15 protein-coding genes are annotated in these 16,217 nt (G+C 65.0%); 4 read left to right on the forward strand and 11 right to left on the reverse strand.

The genetic code is table 11. The annotated features are described in order from the left end of the window. Window positions 1-51: 51 nt before the first annotated feature. Window positions 52-1,929 carry an FAD-dependent monooxygenase gene (locus tag ACFC2Y_RS09775; protein WP_375174679.1) on the reverse strand — a complete coding sequence of 626 codons (1,878 nt, stop codon included), beginning with the start codon at window positions 1,927-1,929 and terminating at the stop codon, window positions 52-54. 118 nt (window positions 1,930-2,047) lie between these two features. On the opposite strand from ACFC2Y_RS09775, the gene ACFC2Y_RS09780 reads away from it, so the two are divergent. Continuing rightward, window positions 2,048-2,488, forward strand: coding sequence for a MarR family winged helix-turn-helix transcriptional regulator (locus tag ACFC2Y_RS09780; protein WP_375174678.1), 441 nt, complete (start codon window positions 2,048-2,050; stop codon window positions 2,486-2,488). A gap of 75 nt (window positions 2,489-2,563) precedes the next feature. Here ACFC2Y_RS09780 and ACFC2Y_RS09785 read toward each other — a convergent pair whose 3' ends face one another. Further along, the gene (locus tag ACFC2Y_RS09785) at window positions 2,564-3,712 is read right to left on the reverse strand and encodes a WD40/YVTN/BNR-like repeat-containing protein (RefSeq protein ID WP_375174677.1); all 1,149 of its coding nucleotides are present in this window, start codon (window positions 3,710-3,712) and stop codon (window positions 2,564-2,566) included. Window positions 3,713-3,926: 214 nt separating this feature from the next. Continuing rightward, on the reverse strand, window positions 3,927-4,733 hold the full coding sequence (dmdD, locus tag ACFC2Y_RS09790; RefSeq protein WP_375174676.1) for a methylthioacryloyl-CoA hydratase: 807 nt from the start codon (window positions 4,731-4,733) through the stop codon (window positions 3,927-3,929). Window positions 4,734-4,872: 139 nt separating this feature from the next. Here dmdD and ACFC2Y_RS09795 point away from each other — a divergent pair, with 139 nt between their 5' ends. Continuing rightward, complete coding sequence (locus ACFC2Y_RS09795; RefSeq protein ID WP_375174675.1) at window positions 4,873-5,868, forward strand: MDR family oxidoreductase; 996 nt, start codon at window positions 4,873-4,875, stop codon at window positions 5,866-5,868. A gap of 383 nt (window positions 5,869-6,251) precedes the next feature. Here ACFC2Y_RS09795 and ACFC2Y_RS09800 read toward each other — a convergent pair whose 3' ends face one another. From ACFC2Y_RS09800 to ACFC2Y_RS09815, 4 genes are all read right to left on the reverse strand, one after another. After that, window positions 6,252-6,653 (reverse strand): hypothetical protein, encoded by a 402-nt coding sequence (locus tag ACFC2Y_RS09800; protein WP_375174674.1) that lies wholly within the window; start codon window positions 6,651-6,653, stop codon window positions 6,252-6,254. Window positions 6,654-6,898: 245 nt separating this feature from the next. Next, window positions 6,899-7,780 (reverse strand): amidohydrolase family protein, encoded by an 882-nt coding sequence (locus ACFC2Y_RS09805; protein ID WP_375174673.1) that lies wholly within the window; start codon window positions 7,778-7,780, stop codon window positions 6,899-6,901. Then, window positions 7,777-8,253: a MarR family winged helix-turn-helix transcriptional regulator gene (locus ACFC2Y_RS09810; protein WP_375174672.1), complete on the reverse strand. Its 477-nt coding sequence runs from the start codon at window positions 8,251-8,253 to the stop codon at window positions 7,777-7,779. Before ACFC2Y_RS09810 ends, ACFC2Y_RS09805 begins: the two co-directional genes overlap by 4 nt. After that, a complete protein-coding gene (locus tag ACFC2Y_RS09815; RefSeq protein WP_375174671.1) occupies window positions 8,250-9,032 on the reverse strand; it encodes a crotonase/enoyl-CoA hydratase family protein in 783 nt (260 codons plus the stop codon). The genes ACFC2Y_RS09810 and ACFC2Y_RS09815 overlap by 4 nt, the downstream gene beginning before the upstream one ends. 88 nt (window positions 9,033-9,120) lie before the next feature. Here ACFC2Y_RS09815 and ACFC2Y_RS09820 point away from each other — a divergent pair, with 88 nt between their 5' ends. Both ACFC2Y_RS09820 and ACFC2Y_RS09825 read left to right on the forward strand, forming a co-directional pair. Further along, window positions 9,121-10,959 (forward strand): feruloyl-CoA synthase, encoded by a 1,839-nt coding sequence (locus ACFC2Y_RS09820; protein WP_375174670.1) that lies wholly within the window; start codon window positions 9,121-9,123, stop codon window positions 10,957-10,959. Between the two features lie 4 nt (window positions 10,960-10,963). Further along, window positions 10,964-11,722, forward strand: coding sequence for an SDR family NAD(P)-dependent oxidoreductase (locus ACFC2Y_RS09825; RefSeq protein WP_375174669.1), 759 nt, complete (start codon window positions 10,964-10,966; stop codon window positions 11,720-11,722). A gap of 125 nt (window positions 11,723-11,847) precedes the next feature. On the opposite strand, the gene ACFC2Y_RS09830 is transcribed toward ACFC2Y_RS09825, so the two are convergent. The 4 genes from ACFC2Y_RS09830 to ACFC2Y_RS09845 form a co-directional block, all read right to left on the reverse strand. Beyond that, the gene (locus ACFC2Y_RS09830; RefSeq protein ID WP_375174668.1) at window positions 11,848-12,993 is read right to left on the reverse strand and encodes an iron-containing alcohol dehydrogenase; all 1,146 of its coding nucleotides are present in this window, start codon (window positions 12,991-12,993) and stop codon (window positions 11,848-11,850) included. Window positions 12,994-13,087: 94 nt separating this feature from the next. After that, window positions 13,088-14,473, reverse strand: coding sequence for an aldehyde dehydrogenase family protein (locus ACFC2Y_RS09835; protein WP_375174667.1), 1,386 nt, complete (start codon window positions 14,471-14,473; stop codon window positions 13,088-13,090). After that, on the reverse strand, window positions 14,466-14,834 hold the full coding sequence (locus ACFC2Y_RS09840; RefSeq protein ID WP_375174666.1) for a VOC family protein: 369 nt from the start codon (window positions 14,832-14,834) through the stop codon (window positions 14,466-14,468). Before ACFC2Y_RS09840 ends, ACFC2Y_RS09835 begins: the two co-directional genes overlap by 8 nt. 1 nt (window position 14,835) lies before the next feature. After that, window positions 14,836-16,200 (reverse strand): glutamine synthetase family protein, encoded by a 1,365-nt coding sequence (locus ACFC2Y_RS09845; RefSeq protein ID WP_375174665.1) that lies wholly within the window; start codon window positions 16,198-16,200, stop codon window positions 14,836-14,838. Between the last annotated feature and the right edge of the window lie 17 nt (window positions 16,201-16,217).

A 16,217-nucleotide genomic window follows, 5' to 3' on the forward strand; every position in this document is an offset into this window, starting at 1 on the left:
CCCCGCACCGTAGGGTGGGGGTTCCACCCCACCTACAAACACCCCCACGCCCTAACGCGCCGACAAAAAAACCCCTTCGAAAAACGCCGCCAACCCCGCATGATCCCCGGTCGGCAGAACATGCGCCACGTACTGATCCGGCCGCACGATCACCAGCGCGCCCTCTGCCCTGTCGATCCCCCGCATCGCATAGATATCCCGCGCCGGGTCGGTCCCGAATATCTTCTCATGATCCATCAGCCCGAACCGCCCCTTGCGCGGCTTCAATCCCTCCGGCATCTCTTCATAGGCCAGGTCATGCACCCCGGCCGCGAACACCGCCCGCAGGTCGATCACCGCATCCGGGTCCGCCCCCTCCGGCGTGACCCGCAGCACCGGTGAGCCCGCACTGCCCAGAAAATCGCACAGCCCCGCAATGGCCCCGCCGGGCAGCCCGCGATCCTCCTCCGGCGCAAAGGCAAAGATCGTCCAGCGCGCCGCAACACCGATCACATGGCCCAGATGGATCGGCTTGGAATCCGCCAGCCGCACCACCGGCGCCGAATGGAACCGCGCCCCGATGGCGAACCCGCGGGCCAGCCCCTGATGCGCCGCCCCCCCGGTCAGCGCCGAGGGCGGATAGGTCACCGACATCCCCGCCGTATACCGCCCGTTCTTGATGAACGCCTCCTGAAAGCGCGGCGCATCGCCCCCCGCTCCCTCTGGCCGCTCGCTAATGATCCGCGACCACTCCCGGTCAAAATCAATGAGGTCCTGCGCCACCGCCTGCCGCTCCTCCGAATAGCTGCGCAGCAGGTCCGGCGCAGCCCGCCCCGTCAGGACCGAGACCAGCTTCCACCCCAGATTGAACGCATCCCCCATGGAGACATTCATCCCCTGCCCCGCCTTGGGCGAATGCGTATGACAGGCGTCCCCGGCGATGAACACATGCGGCAGCACATCGCCCTCCGCATCGTCGAACTTGTCGGTCAGCCGCTGCCCGATCTCATAGACCGACCACCAAACCACATCCTTCACATCCAGCGCATAGGGCCGCAAAATCCGCTGCGCGGCCCCGATCAGATCCTCGACCTGGATATTCCGGCTCTTGACCCGCTCCCCCTCGTTCAGCTTGTCGACCTCGATATAGAACCGGACCAGATACCCCCCCTCGCGCGGGATGATCAGCAGCGTGCCCTCCTCCGCCGACTGGATCAGCGACTTGCGCCGGATGTCCGGAAAATCGGTATTGCACAGCACATCCATCACGCCCCAGGCATGGTTGGCGCTGTCGCCGACCAGCTCCCGCCCGATGGCCCGGCGCACCTGCGACCGCGCCCCGTCGCACCCCACGACATAGCGCGCGCGCAGCACCACCCGCTCGCCCTCCCGGCCGGGATCGCAGCGCTCCAGCGTGACGGTCACCGGATACTCTTCCGCCCCGTCATCGACCACCAGATCGACCAGCTGCAGTGCATAGTCCGGCACCAGACGCGACGGCGATTTCTCCATCACCTCCAGATACATGTCATGCACCCGCGCCTGGTTGAGGATCATATGCGGCATCTCCGACAGACCCTCCTCCACATCCGGGATCCAGCCGTTACGGGTGATCCGCGATGGGTCCTCCGCATCGGGCTTCCAGAAGGTCGTCTCCCGCACGTCATAGCCCTGCGCCATCACCTTGTCGGCGAACCCATAGGCCTGAAACATCTCCATCGACCGGCAAGAAATCCCGTCCGCCTGCCCTCGTTCCAGCGGCCCCGCCTTGCGCTCCACGATCCGGGTCGTGATCTCCGGAAACCCCGCCAGATAGGCCGCCAGGGTCAGCCCCGCCGGACCGCAGCCGACGATCAGCACATCCAGCACCTCCGGCACCTCTCCCTGCTCACGCGCGGCGGGGTGCAGCTCGGGGTCTCCGGCGCGAAATCCGTTCAGGTGATACTGCATGCCGTCCTCGCAGGATAATAAGTCAACATACTAAATACGCCGATTCCCGCGCCGTGGAAAGAAAATAGTATGTACAGCTACCATTTCCCGCTAAGCTACTGCCAATTCAGGGGAACCCATGTCACGACCCGCCATCACTATCCGTTCCGCCCGCCTTCCCGGTCACCTGATCCGGCGGCTGCACCAACTCTCGACTCGCGTGTTCACCGAGCAGGTGAAGGCCGCAGGCTTTGACCTGACCCCGATCCAGTTCGTCGCCCTCGACGCCCTGTCGCTGAACGACGGCATAGATCAGGCCGGCCTGGCCCAGGCCATCGCCAAGGACCGCGCCACCACCGGCGCCGTCGCCGACCGGCTGGAACAAAAGGGCCTCGTGACCCGCGTCGTGAACCCCCGCGACAAACGCGCCCGCACCCTGACCCTGACCGAAGAGGGCCGCGACCTCCTCACTGCCATGACCCCCGTGGTCGAGGCGCTGCAGACCGACATCCTGCCGGGTCTGACGGAAAAGGAATATGCCCAGTTCGTTGCACTGGCGGAAAAGGCAACCCGGGAATGAAGCCCCACCACCCGACGCAACGGGTCCCCTCTCCCCTCGGGGGAGAGGGTTAGGGAGAGGGGCAAGCCACCACCTCTACCGCTCCAGCACCTCCACCGACAGCACCGTCGGCAGATGCCGCGCGATCTCGTCCCATGTCTCCCCCTCGTCCACCGAGGCAAAGACCGATCCGGAGTTCGTGCCGAAATACACCCCCGCAGGCTCCGCCCGGTCGCCCGCCATCGCCTGCCGCAACACGGTGAAGAAACAGGCCTCCTGCGGCAGACCCGCCCGCTTGTCCTGCCAGCTTTCCCCGCCGTCGGCGGATTTCCATACCGCTGCTTTCGCGTCCGGTGGATAGCGCCCCTCCATGTCGCCGTTCAGCGGCAGGGTCCAGACCACGTTGGGATCACGCGGATGCACATGGATTGGAAACCCGAAGGTCGACGGCAGCCCGGCCGAGATATCGTCCCAGCTGCGCCCCCCGTCCACGGACCGCCAGACCCCATGATGGTTCTGTTGATACAGCAGATCGCCCGCGCCCTCCGCCCGAACCATGTTGTGCACGCAATGGCCGACCTCACCGTCCGAGGGCCCGGCCGGATGGTGATGATCGGCACAGGCCCCCTCGTTGCCCAGCCGGTTGCGCCGCTCCCACGTCTTGCCGCCATCTTCGGTGGCAAAGACCCCGGCGGCGGAAATGCCCAGCCACATGCGCTGCGCATCTTCCGGGTCAGGGACGATCGTATGCAGCACCAGCCCCGCGCCGCCGGGGTTCCAGCTCTCCCGCGAGGGATGCTCCGTCAGCCCGCCGACCTCATCGAAACTCTCGCCCCCGTCCGCGCTGACCAGCAGGCGCGCGGGTTTCGTTCCCGCGTAGACCCGTCCATGCGCCGCCCGCAGCGACCAGACCTGCGACATTCCCTCGAAGGGCGCGGGGGTATCCGTCCAGCCGATCATCTCGGCAAAGCCCGGGTCGTTTGAGGCCCATTCATCCATCTCGCCCCGGCTCAGCTTGACCAACTCCCAGCTCTCGCCCCCGTCCGCCGACCGCCAGACCCCGGCCCCGAACCAGTCGCCCCCGCCGCCGGCCCAGATCACGCCGCTCTCCGGATCGCCGACGACGTGATTGATCGGCCAGCCGCCGCAGAAGGGCCCCCGCACCCGCCAGCCCGACCGCGCCGCACCCCCCTCGATCAGGAATGCCCCCTTGGTCGTACCGACCAGCACCGTGACCTCGCCCATACCGATTCCCTCCTGTTGCGCAGCCCCAGCTTACGCCCGGACCGCCACAGGACCAAATCTATTTCGCGCTTTCGTTAAACAAAGATCACGTCCCGCCCCCGCGCAGGGACCCCGCCAAACATAACCATTGCCTCGTCCCGGCCCCCGCGCCGGGACCCCGCCGAAACCGGAAAACCAGAAAGAGGTCCCGGCGCAAGGCCGGGACACGCCATCGTCAGCTGTTCGGCCGGATTCGCGCCGCGCTCTTGTCGGCGAAGGCCGCCAGCCGCTCCCGCGCGGCGGGCTGCGTATTCACGATCCCGGCCACGCAGCTTTCCGCATAGGCCGCATCCAGCGCCGACATGTTCTGCATGTGAGAGATCGCCGAGCAGATCGCGAAGTTCGTCAGCGGCAGGTTCTCCGCCGCCCGCCGGGCCAGTTCCATCGCCTTGTCAAAGGACGAGCCCTCCACCCGGTATTGCGCCAGCCCGAGGTCCACCGCCTCCTGCCCCTGATGCACCCGGCCCAGCAGGATCATGTCCAGCATCCGCGCCTTGCCGATCAGATCGGACACCCGGATCGTCGCGCCGCCGCCGGTGAATATCCCCCGCTGCCCCTCCGGCAGGGCGAAATAGGTCGTCTCGTCCATCACCCGGATATGGGCCGAGGCCGCCAGCTCCAGCCCGCCGCCGACGACCGCCCCCTTCAGCGCGGCGATCACCGGCACCCCGCCGTATTCCATCTTGTTGAACGCCTCGTGCCAGCGCAGGCAGACATGCATGAAATCCGCCGGGCTGCGGTCCGCGTCGTGATGTTCGATCAGGTCCAGCCCGGCGCAGAAATGATCCCCCGCCCCCGCCAGCACCACCGCCTTCACCCCCGCCCGCGGGGCGAGCGAGAAGAACTCCACCAGTTCCTCCACCGTGGCCAGGTCCAGCGCATTGCGCTTGGCCGGGCGGTTCAGCGTGCAGACCCAGACCCCGTCCTCCTGCGGGTCGAGGGCAAGGTTGGCAAAGCGGGCGATATCGAGATCGAGGGGCATGTCGGGTCCTTTCCAGTCATCGGCCTCCTCCGGGCCGTCGCCACAGGATTGGTCCGCCACCGCGCCGGGCGCAAGCCCGACCGGACTCGACGCGCCCCGACCAACGGGCTAACCACGGGTTAACCAAGAGGAGGATACCATGGCCGAGACATTCAATGCCTTCGTCATCACCCGCGACGACGACACGAAAGAGCAATCCGCAGGCTGGACCACAGTCTCGATGGAGGACCTGCCCGAGGGCGACGTCACCCTCCGCGTCCGCCACACCACGATGAACTACAAGGACGCGCTCGCCATCACCAACAAGAGCCCCGTCGTCCGCCGTTTCCCCATGGTCCCCGGCATCGACATCGCAGGGGAGGTCACCGCCTCCGACAGCCCGGATTTCGCTGTGGGGGACGAGGTGATCATGAATGGCTGGGGCGTGGGCGAGGTGCACTGGGGTGGCTATGCGCAATATGCCCGGATGAAATCCGACTGGCTGCTGAAGAAACCCGCGGGCCTCTCCGGCGCGGATTGCATGGCCATCGGCACCGCCGGCTATACCGCCGCGCTCTGCGTCCAGCGCCTGCTCGACGCGGGGCTGACCCCCGACAAGGGCACCGTTCTGGTCACGGGCGCCAACGGCGGCGTCGGCTCCTTCTCCGTTGCGCTGCTCTCGGCCCTGGGCTTCACCGTCGCGGCCTCCACCGGCCGCCCCGAAGAGGCGGACTACCTCAAGTCCCTCGGCGCGAGTGAAATCGTCGACCGGGCGGAGCTGTCCGAAAAGGGCCGTCCCCTCGACAAGGAGCTCTACGCCGGCGCGGTGGATTCCGTCGGCTCCACCACCCTCGCCAATGTGCTGTCCAAGGTGAAATACGACGGCACCGTCGCCGCCTGCGGCCTGGCCCAGGGCTTTGACCTGCCCGCCACCGTGATGCCCTTCATCCTGCGCGGCGTGACCTTGGCCGGGGTGGATTCGGTCATGGCCCCCAAGCCCCGGCGCGAGGCCGCCTGGGCCCTCCTGGACAAGCACCTCGACCGCGCCAAACTGGCAGAGATCACGCAGGAGGCGGATATCAAGGACGTCGCCGACATCGCGCCGGACCTGATCGCCGGCAAGATCCGCGGCCGCCTGCTCTTCAAGGTCGACTGAGGGGCGCCTGCGTCACCGTAGGGCGTCATCCCCGGGCTTAGCCCGAGGACTCACCTCGCACCCTCCGAACAAACGTCATCCTCGGGCCCGACCCGAGGATCTCCCGTTAGAAAGCGCACGCCATACCACAAGATCCCCGGATCAAGTCCTGGGACGACCTACTTTGCTATCCTCATATCTGGTCACCCCACCCCAAGCACAACAGGTCCCCTCTCCCCTCGGGGGAGAGGGCTAGGGAGAGGGGCAGCCCACACACTCCACACAGCGCCACCTAGCGAATTTCACAAATTTCAGAAATTAATGAACATTAACAGCACCTTATCCGCGGATAAGGTAGCCGAAGCCGCCACCAAAGACCAGCCCCTTCGTCACACAGCACCACGTCAGGCGTAGAAATCCACGATCGGGGTCGAGGGGTCCAGCCCGGCCTCCTCCAGCTTCTGCAGCAGCTTGGTGGTGAAATCCTCTTCCGGAGGAATGTCGTCCGTATCCGCCAGAACCCCCTGCACGATGGAGGCCAGGGTCTGCACCCGCGGAGTATCCGGCCAGCCGGGGCCCTGGGTGATGAGCTTGGGCTTTTCCCGGGCCGCGGTGCCGCTCTCGCCGGTCTTCGCGGCCTCCGTCACCGGCGCGACCCCGGCCGGGTCGATCTCCCTTACCCGCAGGGCGGCCTCGCCGCGTGTCAGGCCGGATGTATCGTATTTCGACAGCATCCGGTCCACGATCCGTTTCTGGGTCGCAGACAACATCGTCTCACTGACCCGGGCCACCTCTGCCAGTGGCATGCCAATTTCCGATTGCATCATTGTGCTTTTCCAAAGCTACCCCGGGACCGTCCCCGGTAACGGAAGGTTAAGCCTCGGACCCTTTCCGCACTCTTAACGACGCAGTGCATTTGAAACAAAAACGACCCCCGCCGCGAGATGCGGCAGAGGTCTGATACGAAACGCTTTTTCCTGAACGCAGCGCCAAAGCCCAACAAATCCGACGGGAAATTTTCAGGGCCGGTTAGTGAAAACTTGAACGACCCTCAGGCCGCGCCCAGCAGGCGCATGGCGTTTTCCTTCAGGATCAGCGGGCGCACCTCGTCCTTGATCGGGATCTCCTCGAAGTCCTTCAGCCAGCGGTCCGGCGTGATCGCCGGCCAGTCCGACCCGAAGAGCATCTTCTTCTTCAGGATCGAGTTGGCGTATTTGACAAAGATCTCGGGGAAGTACTTGGGCGACCAGCCGGACATGTCGATATAGACATTCGGCTTGTGCGTCGCGACCATCAGCCCCTCTTCGGTCCAGGGGAAGCTGGGGTGCGCCAGGATGATCTTCAGGTCCGGAAAATCCACCGCCACGTCATCCACATGCACCGGGTTGGAATATTTCAGCCGCATCCCCATGCCGCCCCGCATCCCCGATCCGACGCCCGTCTGGCCGGTGTGGAACAGGGCAATCGCGCCTTCCTCCTCGATGGCCTCGTACATCTGGTAGACCAGCTTGTGATCGTTCGGCCAGAAGCCCTGCATCGTCGGGTGGAACTTGAACCCCCGCACGCCGAAATCGCGCACCAGCCGCCGCACCTCGCGCACGCCGGCCTTGCCCTTGTGCGGGTCGATGGAGGCGAAGGGGATTAGGATGTCGTCATTCTCGGCACAGAGCTGCGCGACCTCCTCGTTGGAATACCGGCGGAAGCCCGTCTCGCGCTCCGCATCCACGGGGAAGATCACCGCGCCGATCTTGCGCTCGCGGAAATACTCGGCCGTCTGCGGCACGGTCGGCAGCATCCCCTCCGCCCCTGCGGGGTTCTTGAAATACTTGGCCATCCCGGCCTGAAACTCGTTGTAGCCATCGTCGCGCCCGTGGTTGCACGGCTCCTCGGCATGGGTGTGAATGTCGATCGCGACCAGATCGTCAAAGTTCATGATGTCCCTCCCAGTCGGGTGTATTTCTGCAACAAAGCGATCAGCTGCCGCCCCTCCGCAGGGGTCAGTCGGCTCACTTCGCTGTCGGCATAGGTGAAGAATTCATCCGCATAATCCCGGACAAAGCGTTCGCCCTGCGGGGTCAGCCTCAACTCGATCCCCCGCCGGTCCGCCTCCGGAATATGCCGGTCGATCAGCCCGTCCTCCTCGAAAGAGCGGATCAGTTTCGTCATATGCGCAGGCTTGATCCGCAGCGTCTCCGCCACCGCGCCCTGCCGCACGCCCGGGTTGAGATAGATGGCCCAGAGGACCGAGAACTCCCCCGGTTTCAGCCCCAGTTTTCCCAGGGTTTCGTAGAACAGACCGAAGACCTCGATCTGCCCCATCCGAAACAAGAACCCCAGGGACGACGCCAGCGGACCGAGGTCGACCTCGGCCTCTCCGTCCGTCTTCGGCGCGCCGTCCCTGCTCACCGGTCCGGATGCGCGAGCCGCGCCGCCTTCTTGGTGAGAAAGGCATTCAACCGCTCCTCCGCCTCGGGCGAGGTCTGGGTCATGGAGGCCACGAAGCTCTCGACGAAAAGCCCGTCCGACCGCGCCATATCGGCGATTCGGGGGAGAGCCTGCAGGATGGCATAGTTCGACATTTCAGCATTCTGCGCCGCCTTCCGCGCGAGGTCGATGGCAAAGTCCCGCGCCGTCCCCTCCGGCACGACATACTGGCAGAGGTTCCAGCTCTCGCCCAGCTCGGCCGAGACAGTCCGCCCGGTCAGCATCATGTCCGTCATCCGCGCCACGCCGCACAGCCGCCCGACCTTGACCGACCCGCCACCGCCGACAAAGATCCCGCGCGTCCCCTCGGGCAGCGCGAAGAAGGTCGACGAATCAGCGACCCGGATATGGGTCGAGGCCGCAAGTTCCAGCCCGCCGCCGACCACGGCCCCGTGCAGCGCCGAGAAGAAGGGGATCGCCCCGCCTTCGATCGTCTCGAAGATGGCGTGCCACAGGCGGGAGTGATGCACCCCCTCGATCGGGCTGCGCTTCACATGCTCCGCGAGATCCAGACCGGCGCAGAAATGCTTTCCTTCCCCGCAGATAACAGCCGCCTTGGCCTCTTTCTGCGCACGCGCCACGACCGTACCGAGCGCCTCGATCAGCCGGTCGCTCACCGCGTTGCGCTTCTCCGGCCGGTTCAGGGTGATGATCGCGACGTTACCATCAAGCTCGTAGAGTACGATATCGCTGTCGGTCATGGGGTCCTCACTTTTGTCATTGATTGTTTCCCAGAAAATTGTTTCCTTGTAAACGAATTTCTCGGGCACCATCGGAGGAGAACCCGTCATGGCAAACGCACCCCGTTACCGGCAGGCCGCGCTCTGGGAGCCCGTCCTGAAGTGGGAGCAACGCGCCGACGGCAGCTGGCTGATCTGGCGCGAGGACGAGATCGCCCCCTATCCCGACCGCATGACCGACATGATCGACCATTGGGCTGAAAAAACCCCTGACACGGTCTGGATGGCCGAACGTGACGGCGACGCCTGGCGCCAAGTCACCTATGCACAGCTGGCCCGCGATGTCCGGCGCATTGGCCAGTGGCTGCTGGATCGGGGCCTCTCAACCGAGCGGCCGGTGATGATCCTGTCGGAAAACACCCTCGAACATGCGATCCTCGCCCTCTCGGCGCAATATGTCGGCCTGCCCTCCGCCGCGGTCTCTCCCGCCTATGCGCTGGTCGCCACGGATTATGCCAAGTTGCGCGGCATCGCCGACCAGATCACCCCCGGCGCGGTCTTCGCGCAGCAGGCCGGGCCCTTCGCTGACGCCATCCTCAAGGCCCTGCCCGACGACATCCTCGTCATCACCACCGCGGGTCGCGTCGAAGGTCGCCCCACCACGCTCTGGTCCGAGATCGACAGCACCCCCACCGAGGCCGTGCAGGCCGCGCACGAGGCCTCCGGCCCCGATACGGTGGTCAAATTTCTCTGCACCTCCGGCACCACCGGCACGCCCAAGGCGGTGACCCAGACCAATCGTATGCTGACCTCCAATCAGGAGATCATTGCGGATTGCTATGCCTTCCTGCGCGACGAACCGCCCGTAGTCTGCAACTGGCTGCCCTGGAGCCATACGGCCGCAGGCAACAAGGTCTTCAACATGGTGCTCTATAACGGCGGCACCTATTACATCGACCACGGCAAACCGACCCCCACAGGCATGGCCGAGACGATCCGCAACCTGCGCGAGGTCTCGCCCAACTGGCACCTGACCGTGCCTGCGGGGTTCGAGGCCCTGGCCAAAGAAATGGACACCGATGACCAGCTGCGCGAGAGTTTTTTCAAGAACCTCAAGCACATGATGTATGCCGGGGCCGGTCTGGCCCAGCACACCTGGACCCATCTGGAGGAGCTGGCCGAACGCACCGTCGGCCACAAGATCCTGATGTCCACCGGGCTGGGATCGACCGAAACCGCGCCCTTCTCGCTCTATTGCACTGACCCGCAGAAGGGACCCGGCAATGTCGGCATCCCCAGCCAGGGCGTGGTGATGAAGCTGGTGCCCGTCGACGGCAAGCTGGAGGTTCGCATCAAGGGGCCGAACGTGACGCCCGGCTACTGGCGCAACCCCAAGCTGACCGCCGAAGCCTTTGACGACGAGGGGTTTTACAAATTCGGTGACGCCCTGCGTTTTGCCGAAGAGGGTAATCCCTGGAAGGGTTTCTTCTTTGACGGGCGTATTGCCGAGAATTTCAAGCTGCAGACCGGCACCTGGGTCGCGGTCGGTGCGTTGCGGGCGAAACTGGTGGACCAGATGGGGGGCCTGGCCTCCGACGCGGTGATCGCCGGCGAGAACCGGGAATACCTGACCGCGCTGCTGGTGCCCGACATGACCCGCCTGTCCAAGATCGCCGCGCCGGGCACACCGCCCGAGGCCGTGCTGGACGACCCGGCGGTGCGCGCGGCCGTGGCGGAGAAGCTGGCGGCCCAAGCAACCATGGCAGGCGGCTCGTCAGAGCGTGTAACGGCGGTCATGCTGATGAAAGAGCCTTTGGACCTCGACAAGGGCGAGGTGACTGATAAGGGTTCCGTCAACCAGCGCGCCGTGCTGCGGCATCGCGCGGATCTGGTGGAACGACTGTATGCGGAGGACGATCCCCACGTCATCCGGCCGAAAGGGAGGTAAGACCATGAAAATTGCAGGAAGCGGTGCACTTGTGACCGGTGGCGGCTCGGGCCTGGGACAGGCCGTGGCGCGCGTATTGGCAGAGGCAGGGGCCGAGGTGACGGTCCTGGACCGCAATGCCGAAGCGGCGGAGGCCATGGCGAAAGAGATCGGCGGCAAGGCTGCGGCGGGCGACGTGACCTCGGAAGAGGACGTGCAGAAGGCCGTGGACATCGCCGACAGCGGCGCGCCCCTGCGCATCGTGGTCAACTGCGCGGGCATCGGCCCGCCGGAAAAGATGGTCGGCCGCAACGGCCCGATGCCGCTGGCGAATTTCGAGACCGTGATCAAGGTGAACCTGATTGGCACGTTCAATGTCTCGCGCCTGGCCACGGCGAAGATGATGGAGCGCGACCCGATCGAGGACAACGCCCGCGGCGTCATCGTCAACACCGCCTCCGTCGCGGCCTTTGACGGTCAGATCGGCCAGACGGCCTATTCCGCCTCCAAGGGGGGTATCGTCGGGATGACCCTGCCGATGGCGCGTGAACTGGCGCGGTCCGGCATCCGGGTGAACACCATCGCTCCGGGCATCTTCGAGACGCCGCTGCTGGCCTCCCTGCCCGACGAGGCGAAGGAAAGCCTGGGGATGCAGGTCCCCTACCCCTCGCGTCTGGGCAATCCGGTGGAATATGCGGGGACGGTGAAATTCCTGGTGGAAACGCAGTACATGAACGGGGAAGTGATCCGCTTGGACGGCGCGATCCGGATGGCACCGAAATAAGCCCCTCACCCTAGCCCTCTCCCCCGCGGGGAGAGGGAATCCCGTCGCGCGGGATATTTAGTAGTACGCCCATCACAGGCGCTATTCCATCTCCCCTCCGGGGAGAGAGTCAGTGTTAGGGGCCGCTACATTGCCGCCTCGAACAAGCCCTTCAGGTTCTCCGCCGTCAGCTCCACCGGGTTGCCGCCGCAGGAGGGATCCTCCAGCGCCATGGCCACCAGATCGTCGATCCGGTCCGCGTTCACGCCCATCTCACCCAGCCCCTTGGGGATCGCGAAACTGGCGTTGAACTCATTCACGAAATTTCTGAAACCGTCGTAACCACCTGTGACGCCGATATAGTCTCCGGCCCTGTCGAACCGGTCGCGGATCTTCGGCGCGTTCAGGTCCAGCACGGCGGGCATGCAGACCGCGTTGGTCGTGCCGTGGTGCGTGCCATAGACCGCGCCGATCGGATGGCTCATCGCATGGATCGCGCCGAGGCCCTTCTGGAAGGCCGTCGCCCCCATGGCCGCTGCCGACATCATGTTCGCCCGCGCCTCCAGATCGGACCCGTCGGCATAGGCGCGCGGCAGGTTCTCGATCACCAGGCGCATCCCCTCCAGCGCGATGCCCTGGGACATCGGGTGGTAATGCGGGCTGCTGAAGGCCTCCACGCAATGCGCGAAGGCATCAAGCCCGGTGCCCGCCGTGATATGCTTGGGCATGCCGACCGTCAGTTCCGGGTCGCAGATCACCACCGTCGGCAGGACCTTGGGGTGGAAGATGATCTTCTTCACATGCGTCACGGAGTTTGTGATCACAGAGGCGCGGCCGACCTCCGACCCCGTCCCGGCGGTGGTCGGAACGGCGATGATCGGGGCGATCCCGGCGGGGTCGGCGCGGGTCCACCAGTCGCCGATATCCTCGAAATCCCAGACAGGGCGCGACTGGCCGGCCATGAAGGCGACCATCTTGCCCAGATCCAGGCCGGAGCCGCCGCCAAACGCGATCACCCCGTCATGCCTGCCCTCGCGGTAGACCTTGAGCCCGGCCTCCAGATTGACCTCCGACGGGTTCGGATCGACCTCGGCAAAGAGACCGCGCCCCAGACCGGCGCCATCGAGGATATCGAGCGCCTTCGTCGTGATCTCCATGCTTTTCAGGCCCTTGTCGGTCACCAGCAGGGGGTTTGTCATCCCCGCCGCGATGCAGGCCTCCGGCAGTTCGGCGATGCGGCCAGCCCCGAAACGGATGGCCGTGGGATAGGACCAGTTGGCGGTCGGGCTCATGATGTCACCTTCTTCTTTTAGCGTTTAGTAAATGGCTGCGTCGCCGATGCCCTGCCGCGTTGCGCGCTCTCGGGACATCGGCGACCATGTTTGCTCAAGCATTTCCCAAACGCTTGAGATGATACGATTTCGGGCGTGTAAGGTTCTGGTAGCCGATCACCGACAAGCCGCCGCCGCGCCCGGTCTCCTTGCAGCCGGTCCAGCAGAGGCCGGGGTCGAGGTAATCGGCGCGGTTGAGGAAGACGGTGCCGGTCTCGATCCGGTCGCCGATGGCCACAGCGCGGTCGAGGTCGCTGGTCCAGAGCGAGGCGGTCAGCCCGAACTTGCTGTCGTTCATCAGCGCCACGGCCTCGTCGTCTGATGAAACCTTCATGATGCCGACCACGGGGCCGAAGCTTTCCTCGCGCATGACCTCCATATCGTGGGTCACATGGGTCAGCACCTGCGGTGTCAGATAGGCCCCGCCGTCGTCCCTGGGATCGGTCGGTATATGTGCCACCGCGCCCGCCTTGACCGCCGCGTCGATCTGGTCGCGCACCACCTGCGCGAAGCGGGCGTTGGCCATCGGGCCGATGGTCGTTTCTGGGTCCAGCGGGTCGCCCAGTTTCAATGCCTTGGCAAACTCCACGGCCTTTTCGACAAAGGCGTCGTAGCGGCTTTCATGCACATAGATCCGCTCGATCCCGCAGCAGCACTGGCCGGAGTTGAAGAGCGCCCCGTCCATCAGCGTGGCGACCGCCGCGTCGAGATCCGCATCCTCCATCACATAGCCGGGGTCCTTGCCGCCCAGCTCGGTCGAGACGGGCACGAAGGTCCCCGCCGCGGCGCGCTCCATCGCCTGCCCGCCGCCGACGGAACCGGTGAAATTCACGAAATCGAACGCACGCGCCTTCAGCAGCGCATCGGTCGTGTCGTGATCGAGGAAGACGTTCTGAAAGACATCCTCGGGCACACCGGCCTCGTGGAAGGCCCGCGCCATCCGTTCGCCGACCAGCAGGGTCTGGGTGGCATGTTTCAGCACCACGGTATTCCCCGCAATCAGCGCCGGGGCGACGGTGTTGATCGCGGTCATGTAGGGGTAGTTCCAGGGTGCGACGACAAAGACGACACCCCAGGGCAGACGACGGATATAGCGTTTGAAGGTCGCATCCTCGCCCACCTCGATATCCTTCAGCGCGTCTTCGGCTATCGCGGCCATATGCGAGGCGCGTTCGTTGAAGCCGCCAAACTCGCCCCCGTATTTCACCGGGCGGCCCATCATTTTCGCCAGTTCCGGCACCACCTCGTCGTTCATGGCGCCCACGGCGGCGACACCGGCCATCACCAGGTCGATCCGTTCCTGCAGCGGACGGGCGGCCCAGACGGCCTGCGCAGAGCGCGCGCGGGCGGCGACCGCCATGGCCTCGTCAAACGACAACGCGGTACGTTCCGCGAAAACCGATCCGTCGATCGGAGAGATACATTGCAAAGTCTTAGTCATAGCGGCTCACTTCAATCAGATTGCCATCGGGATCGTTGAAATAGACCGAGGTGATCGGACCGAGTGCCCCCGATTTGGCAACCGGTCCCTCCACCACCTCGACACCCTCGTCCGAGAGCTTTTGCATCACGTCCTCGACCGCCCAGTCGGTGATCAGGCACAGATCGCCCGACCCGATACAGGCGTGATTCCGCACCTCCTGCCCGAGCACCTGCAGATTGATCTTCTGCTGCCCGAAGGCAAGCGCCCGGCGGCCGTTCCCGAAACTCACCGCCTCCATGCCGAGAACGCGGACGTAGAAGGCGACCGAGGCCTCGATATCACGGACCGTCAGCACGACATGGTCGATACGGGTGATCATGTCAGGCCCGCTCGAACCCGCGTTCGATTTCCCAATCGGTCACGACGCGGTCGTATTCCTCCTGCTCCCACTGGGCGCAGCGGACGTAGTGATCGACGACGAAATCGCCGAAGGACTCGCGCAGCATGGCAGACGCGGCCAGCGTTTCCGTCGCCTCGCGCAGGGAGGTCGGGATTTCCGCCACCCCCTCGGCATCGTAGACATCGCCCTTGGTCGGCGGTGCCAGCTCCAGCCCCTCCTCGATCCCCTTGATGCCCGCCGCCAGCAGCGCGGCCTGGGCGAGATAGGGGTTCAGGTCCGACCCGCCGATCCGGCATTCCATCCGCACGCCCTTGGTCCCCTCGCCACAGAGGCGGAAGGCGGCGGTGCGGTTGTCGACGGACCAAACGGCCTTGGTCGGCGCGAAGGTGCCCTTGGCAAAGCGTTTGTAGCTGTTGATGTAGGGCGCCAGGAAGAAGGTGTAATCGCGGGCGTATTTGAGCAGCCCGGCGGTAAAGCTTTTCATCAGCGGCGACATGCCATGGGCGTCGTCCTTGTCGAAAAAGGACGCCTCGCCTTCCTTCCAGAGGGACATGTGAACATGGCTGGAGGACCCGACCTTGTCCGAGGCCCACTTCGCCAGGAAGGAGGCGGAGCGGCCATTCATCCAGGCGATTTCCTTGGTCGCATGTTTGGCGATCGTATGGTTGTCGGCGCAGTCCATGGCCCCGGCGTAGCGGATGTTCAGCTCCTGCTGGCCCAGCTCAGCCTCGCCCTTGGTGTTCTCCACCGGGATGCCCGCGCCGACCAGATGGTTGCGCAGGGGGCGCATGATCCCCTCCTCCTTGGTGGTCTGGAAGAGGTTGTAATCCTCGTTATGGCCGGAGAGCGGGATCAGCTCGGCGTAGTTTTCTTTCTGTAATGTCCGATAGTTCTGTTCAAACAGAAAGAACTCCAGCTCCGTCGCCATCATCGCGTCGAACCCCATGGACTTGAGCCGCGCGACCTGGGTCTTCAGCATCTCGCGCGGGGCATGCGGCACGGGGGCGTGGGTATGGTGATCCTCCAGATCGCCCAGGACCAGCGCCGTGCCTTCCAGCCAGGGCACGTGGCGCAGGGTCGAGAGATCGGGTTTCAGCGTGTAGTCGCCATATCCCTTCTCCCAGGAGGTCGATTTGTAGCCGTCGGGCGTCGACATCACCAGATCGGTCGCCAGCAGGTAGTTGCAGCAATGCGTTTCCTCCACCGAATGCTCGATGAAGTTCGACACGTGGAACCGCTTGCCCATCAGGCGGCCTTGCATGTCCACCAGCGCGACGAGGACCGTGTCGATCTCTCCGGTCGCGGCCATTTCCTTGAGCGTCTCGAATGTCAGGTTGCCCGGCATGTTCCATTCCTTCCCGT

The organism is Pseudooceanicola sp. (assembly GCF_041987405.1).
Classification (GTDB): Bacteria; Pseudomonadota; Alphaproteobacteria; order Rhodobacterales; family Rhodobacteraceae; genus Pseudooceanicola.

Excerpts from the sequence above, each read along its gene's own strand:
- dmdD (WP_375174676.1), bottom strand. The coding sequence starts at position 4,733 with ATGCCCCTCGATCTCGATATCGCCCGCTTTGCCAACCTTGCCCTCGAC.
- ACFC2Y_RS09795 (WP_375174675.1), top strand. The coding sequence starts at position 4,873 with ATGGCCGAGACATTCAATGCCTTCGTCATCACCCGCGACGACGACACG.
- ACFC2Y_RS09805 (WP_375174673.1), bottom strand. The coding sequence starts at position 7,780 with ATGAACTTTGACGATCTGGTCGCGATCGACATTCACACCCATGCCGAG.
- ACFC2Y_RS09840 (WP_375174666.1), bottom strand. The coding sequence starts at position 14,834 with ATGATCACCCGTATCGACCATGTCGTGCTGACGGTCCGTGATATCGAG.
- ACFC2Y_RS09815 (WP_375174671.1), bottom strand. The coding sequence starts at position 9,032 with ATGACCGACAGCGATATCGTACTCTACGAGCTTGATGGTAACGTCGCG.
- ACFC2Y_RS09830 (WP_375174668.1), bottom strand. The coding sequence starts at position 12,993 with ATGAGCCCGACCGCCAACTGGTCCTATCCCACGGCCATCCGTTTCGGG.
- ACFC2Y_RS09780 (WP_375174678.1), top strand. The coding sequence starts at position 2,048 with ATGTCACGACCCGCCATCACTATCCGTTCCGCCCGCCTTCCCGGTCAC.
- ACFC2Y_RS09825 (WP_375174669.1), top strand. The coding sequence starts at position 10,964 with ATGAAAATTGCAGGAAGCGGTGCACTTGTGACCGGTGGCGGCTCGGGC.
- ACFC2Y_RS09820 (WP_375174670.1), top strand. The coding sequence starts at position 9,121 with ATGGCAAACGCACCCCGTTACCGGCAGGCCGCGCTCTGGGAGCCCGTC.
- ACFC2Y_RS09775 (WP_375174679.1), bottom strand. The coding sequence starts at position 1,929 with ATGCAGTATCACCTGAACGGATTTCGCGCCGGAGACCCCGAGCTGCAC.
- ACFC2Y_RS09845 (WP_375174665.1), bottom strand. The coding sequence starts at position 16,200 with ATGCCGGGCAACCTGACATTCGAGACGCTCAAGGAAATGGCCGCGACC.
- ACFC2Y_RS09835 (WP_375174667.1), bottom strand. The coding sequence starts at position 14,473 with ATGACTAAGACTTTGCAATGTATCTCTCCGATCGACGGATCGGTTTTC.
- ACFC2Y_RS09800 (WP_375174674.1), bottom strand. The coding sequence starts at position 6,653 with ATGCCACTGGCAGAGGTGGCCCGGGTCAGTGAGACGATGTTGTCTGCG.
- ACFC2Y_RS09785 (WP_375174677.1), bottom strand. The coding sequence starts at position 3,712 with ATGGGCGAGGTCACGGTGCTGGTCGGTACGACCAAGGGGGCATTCCTG.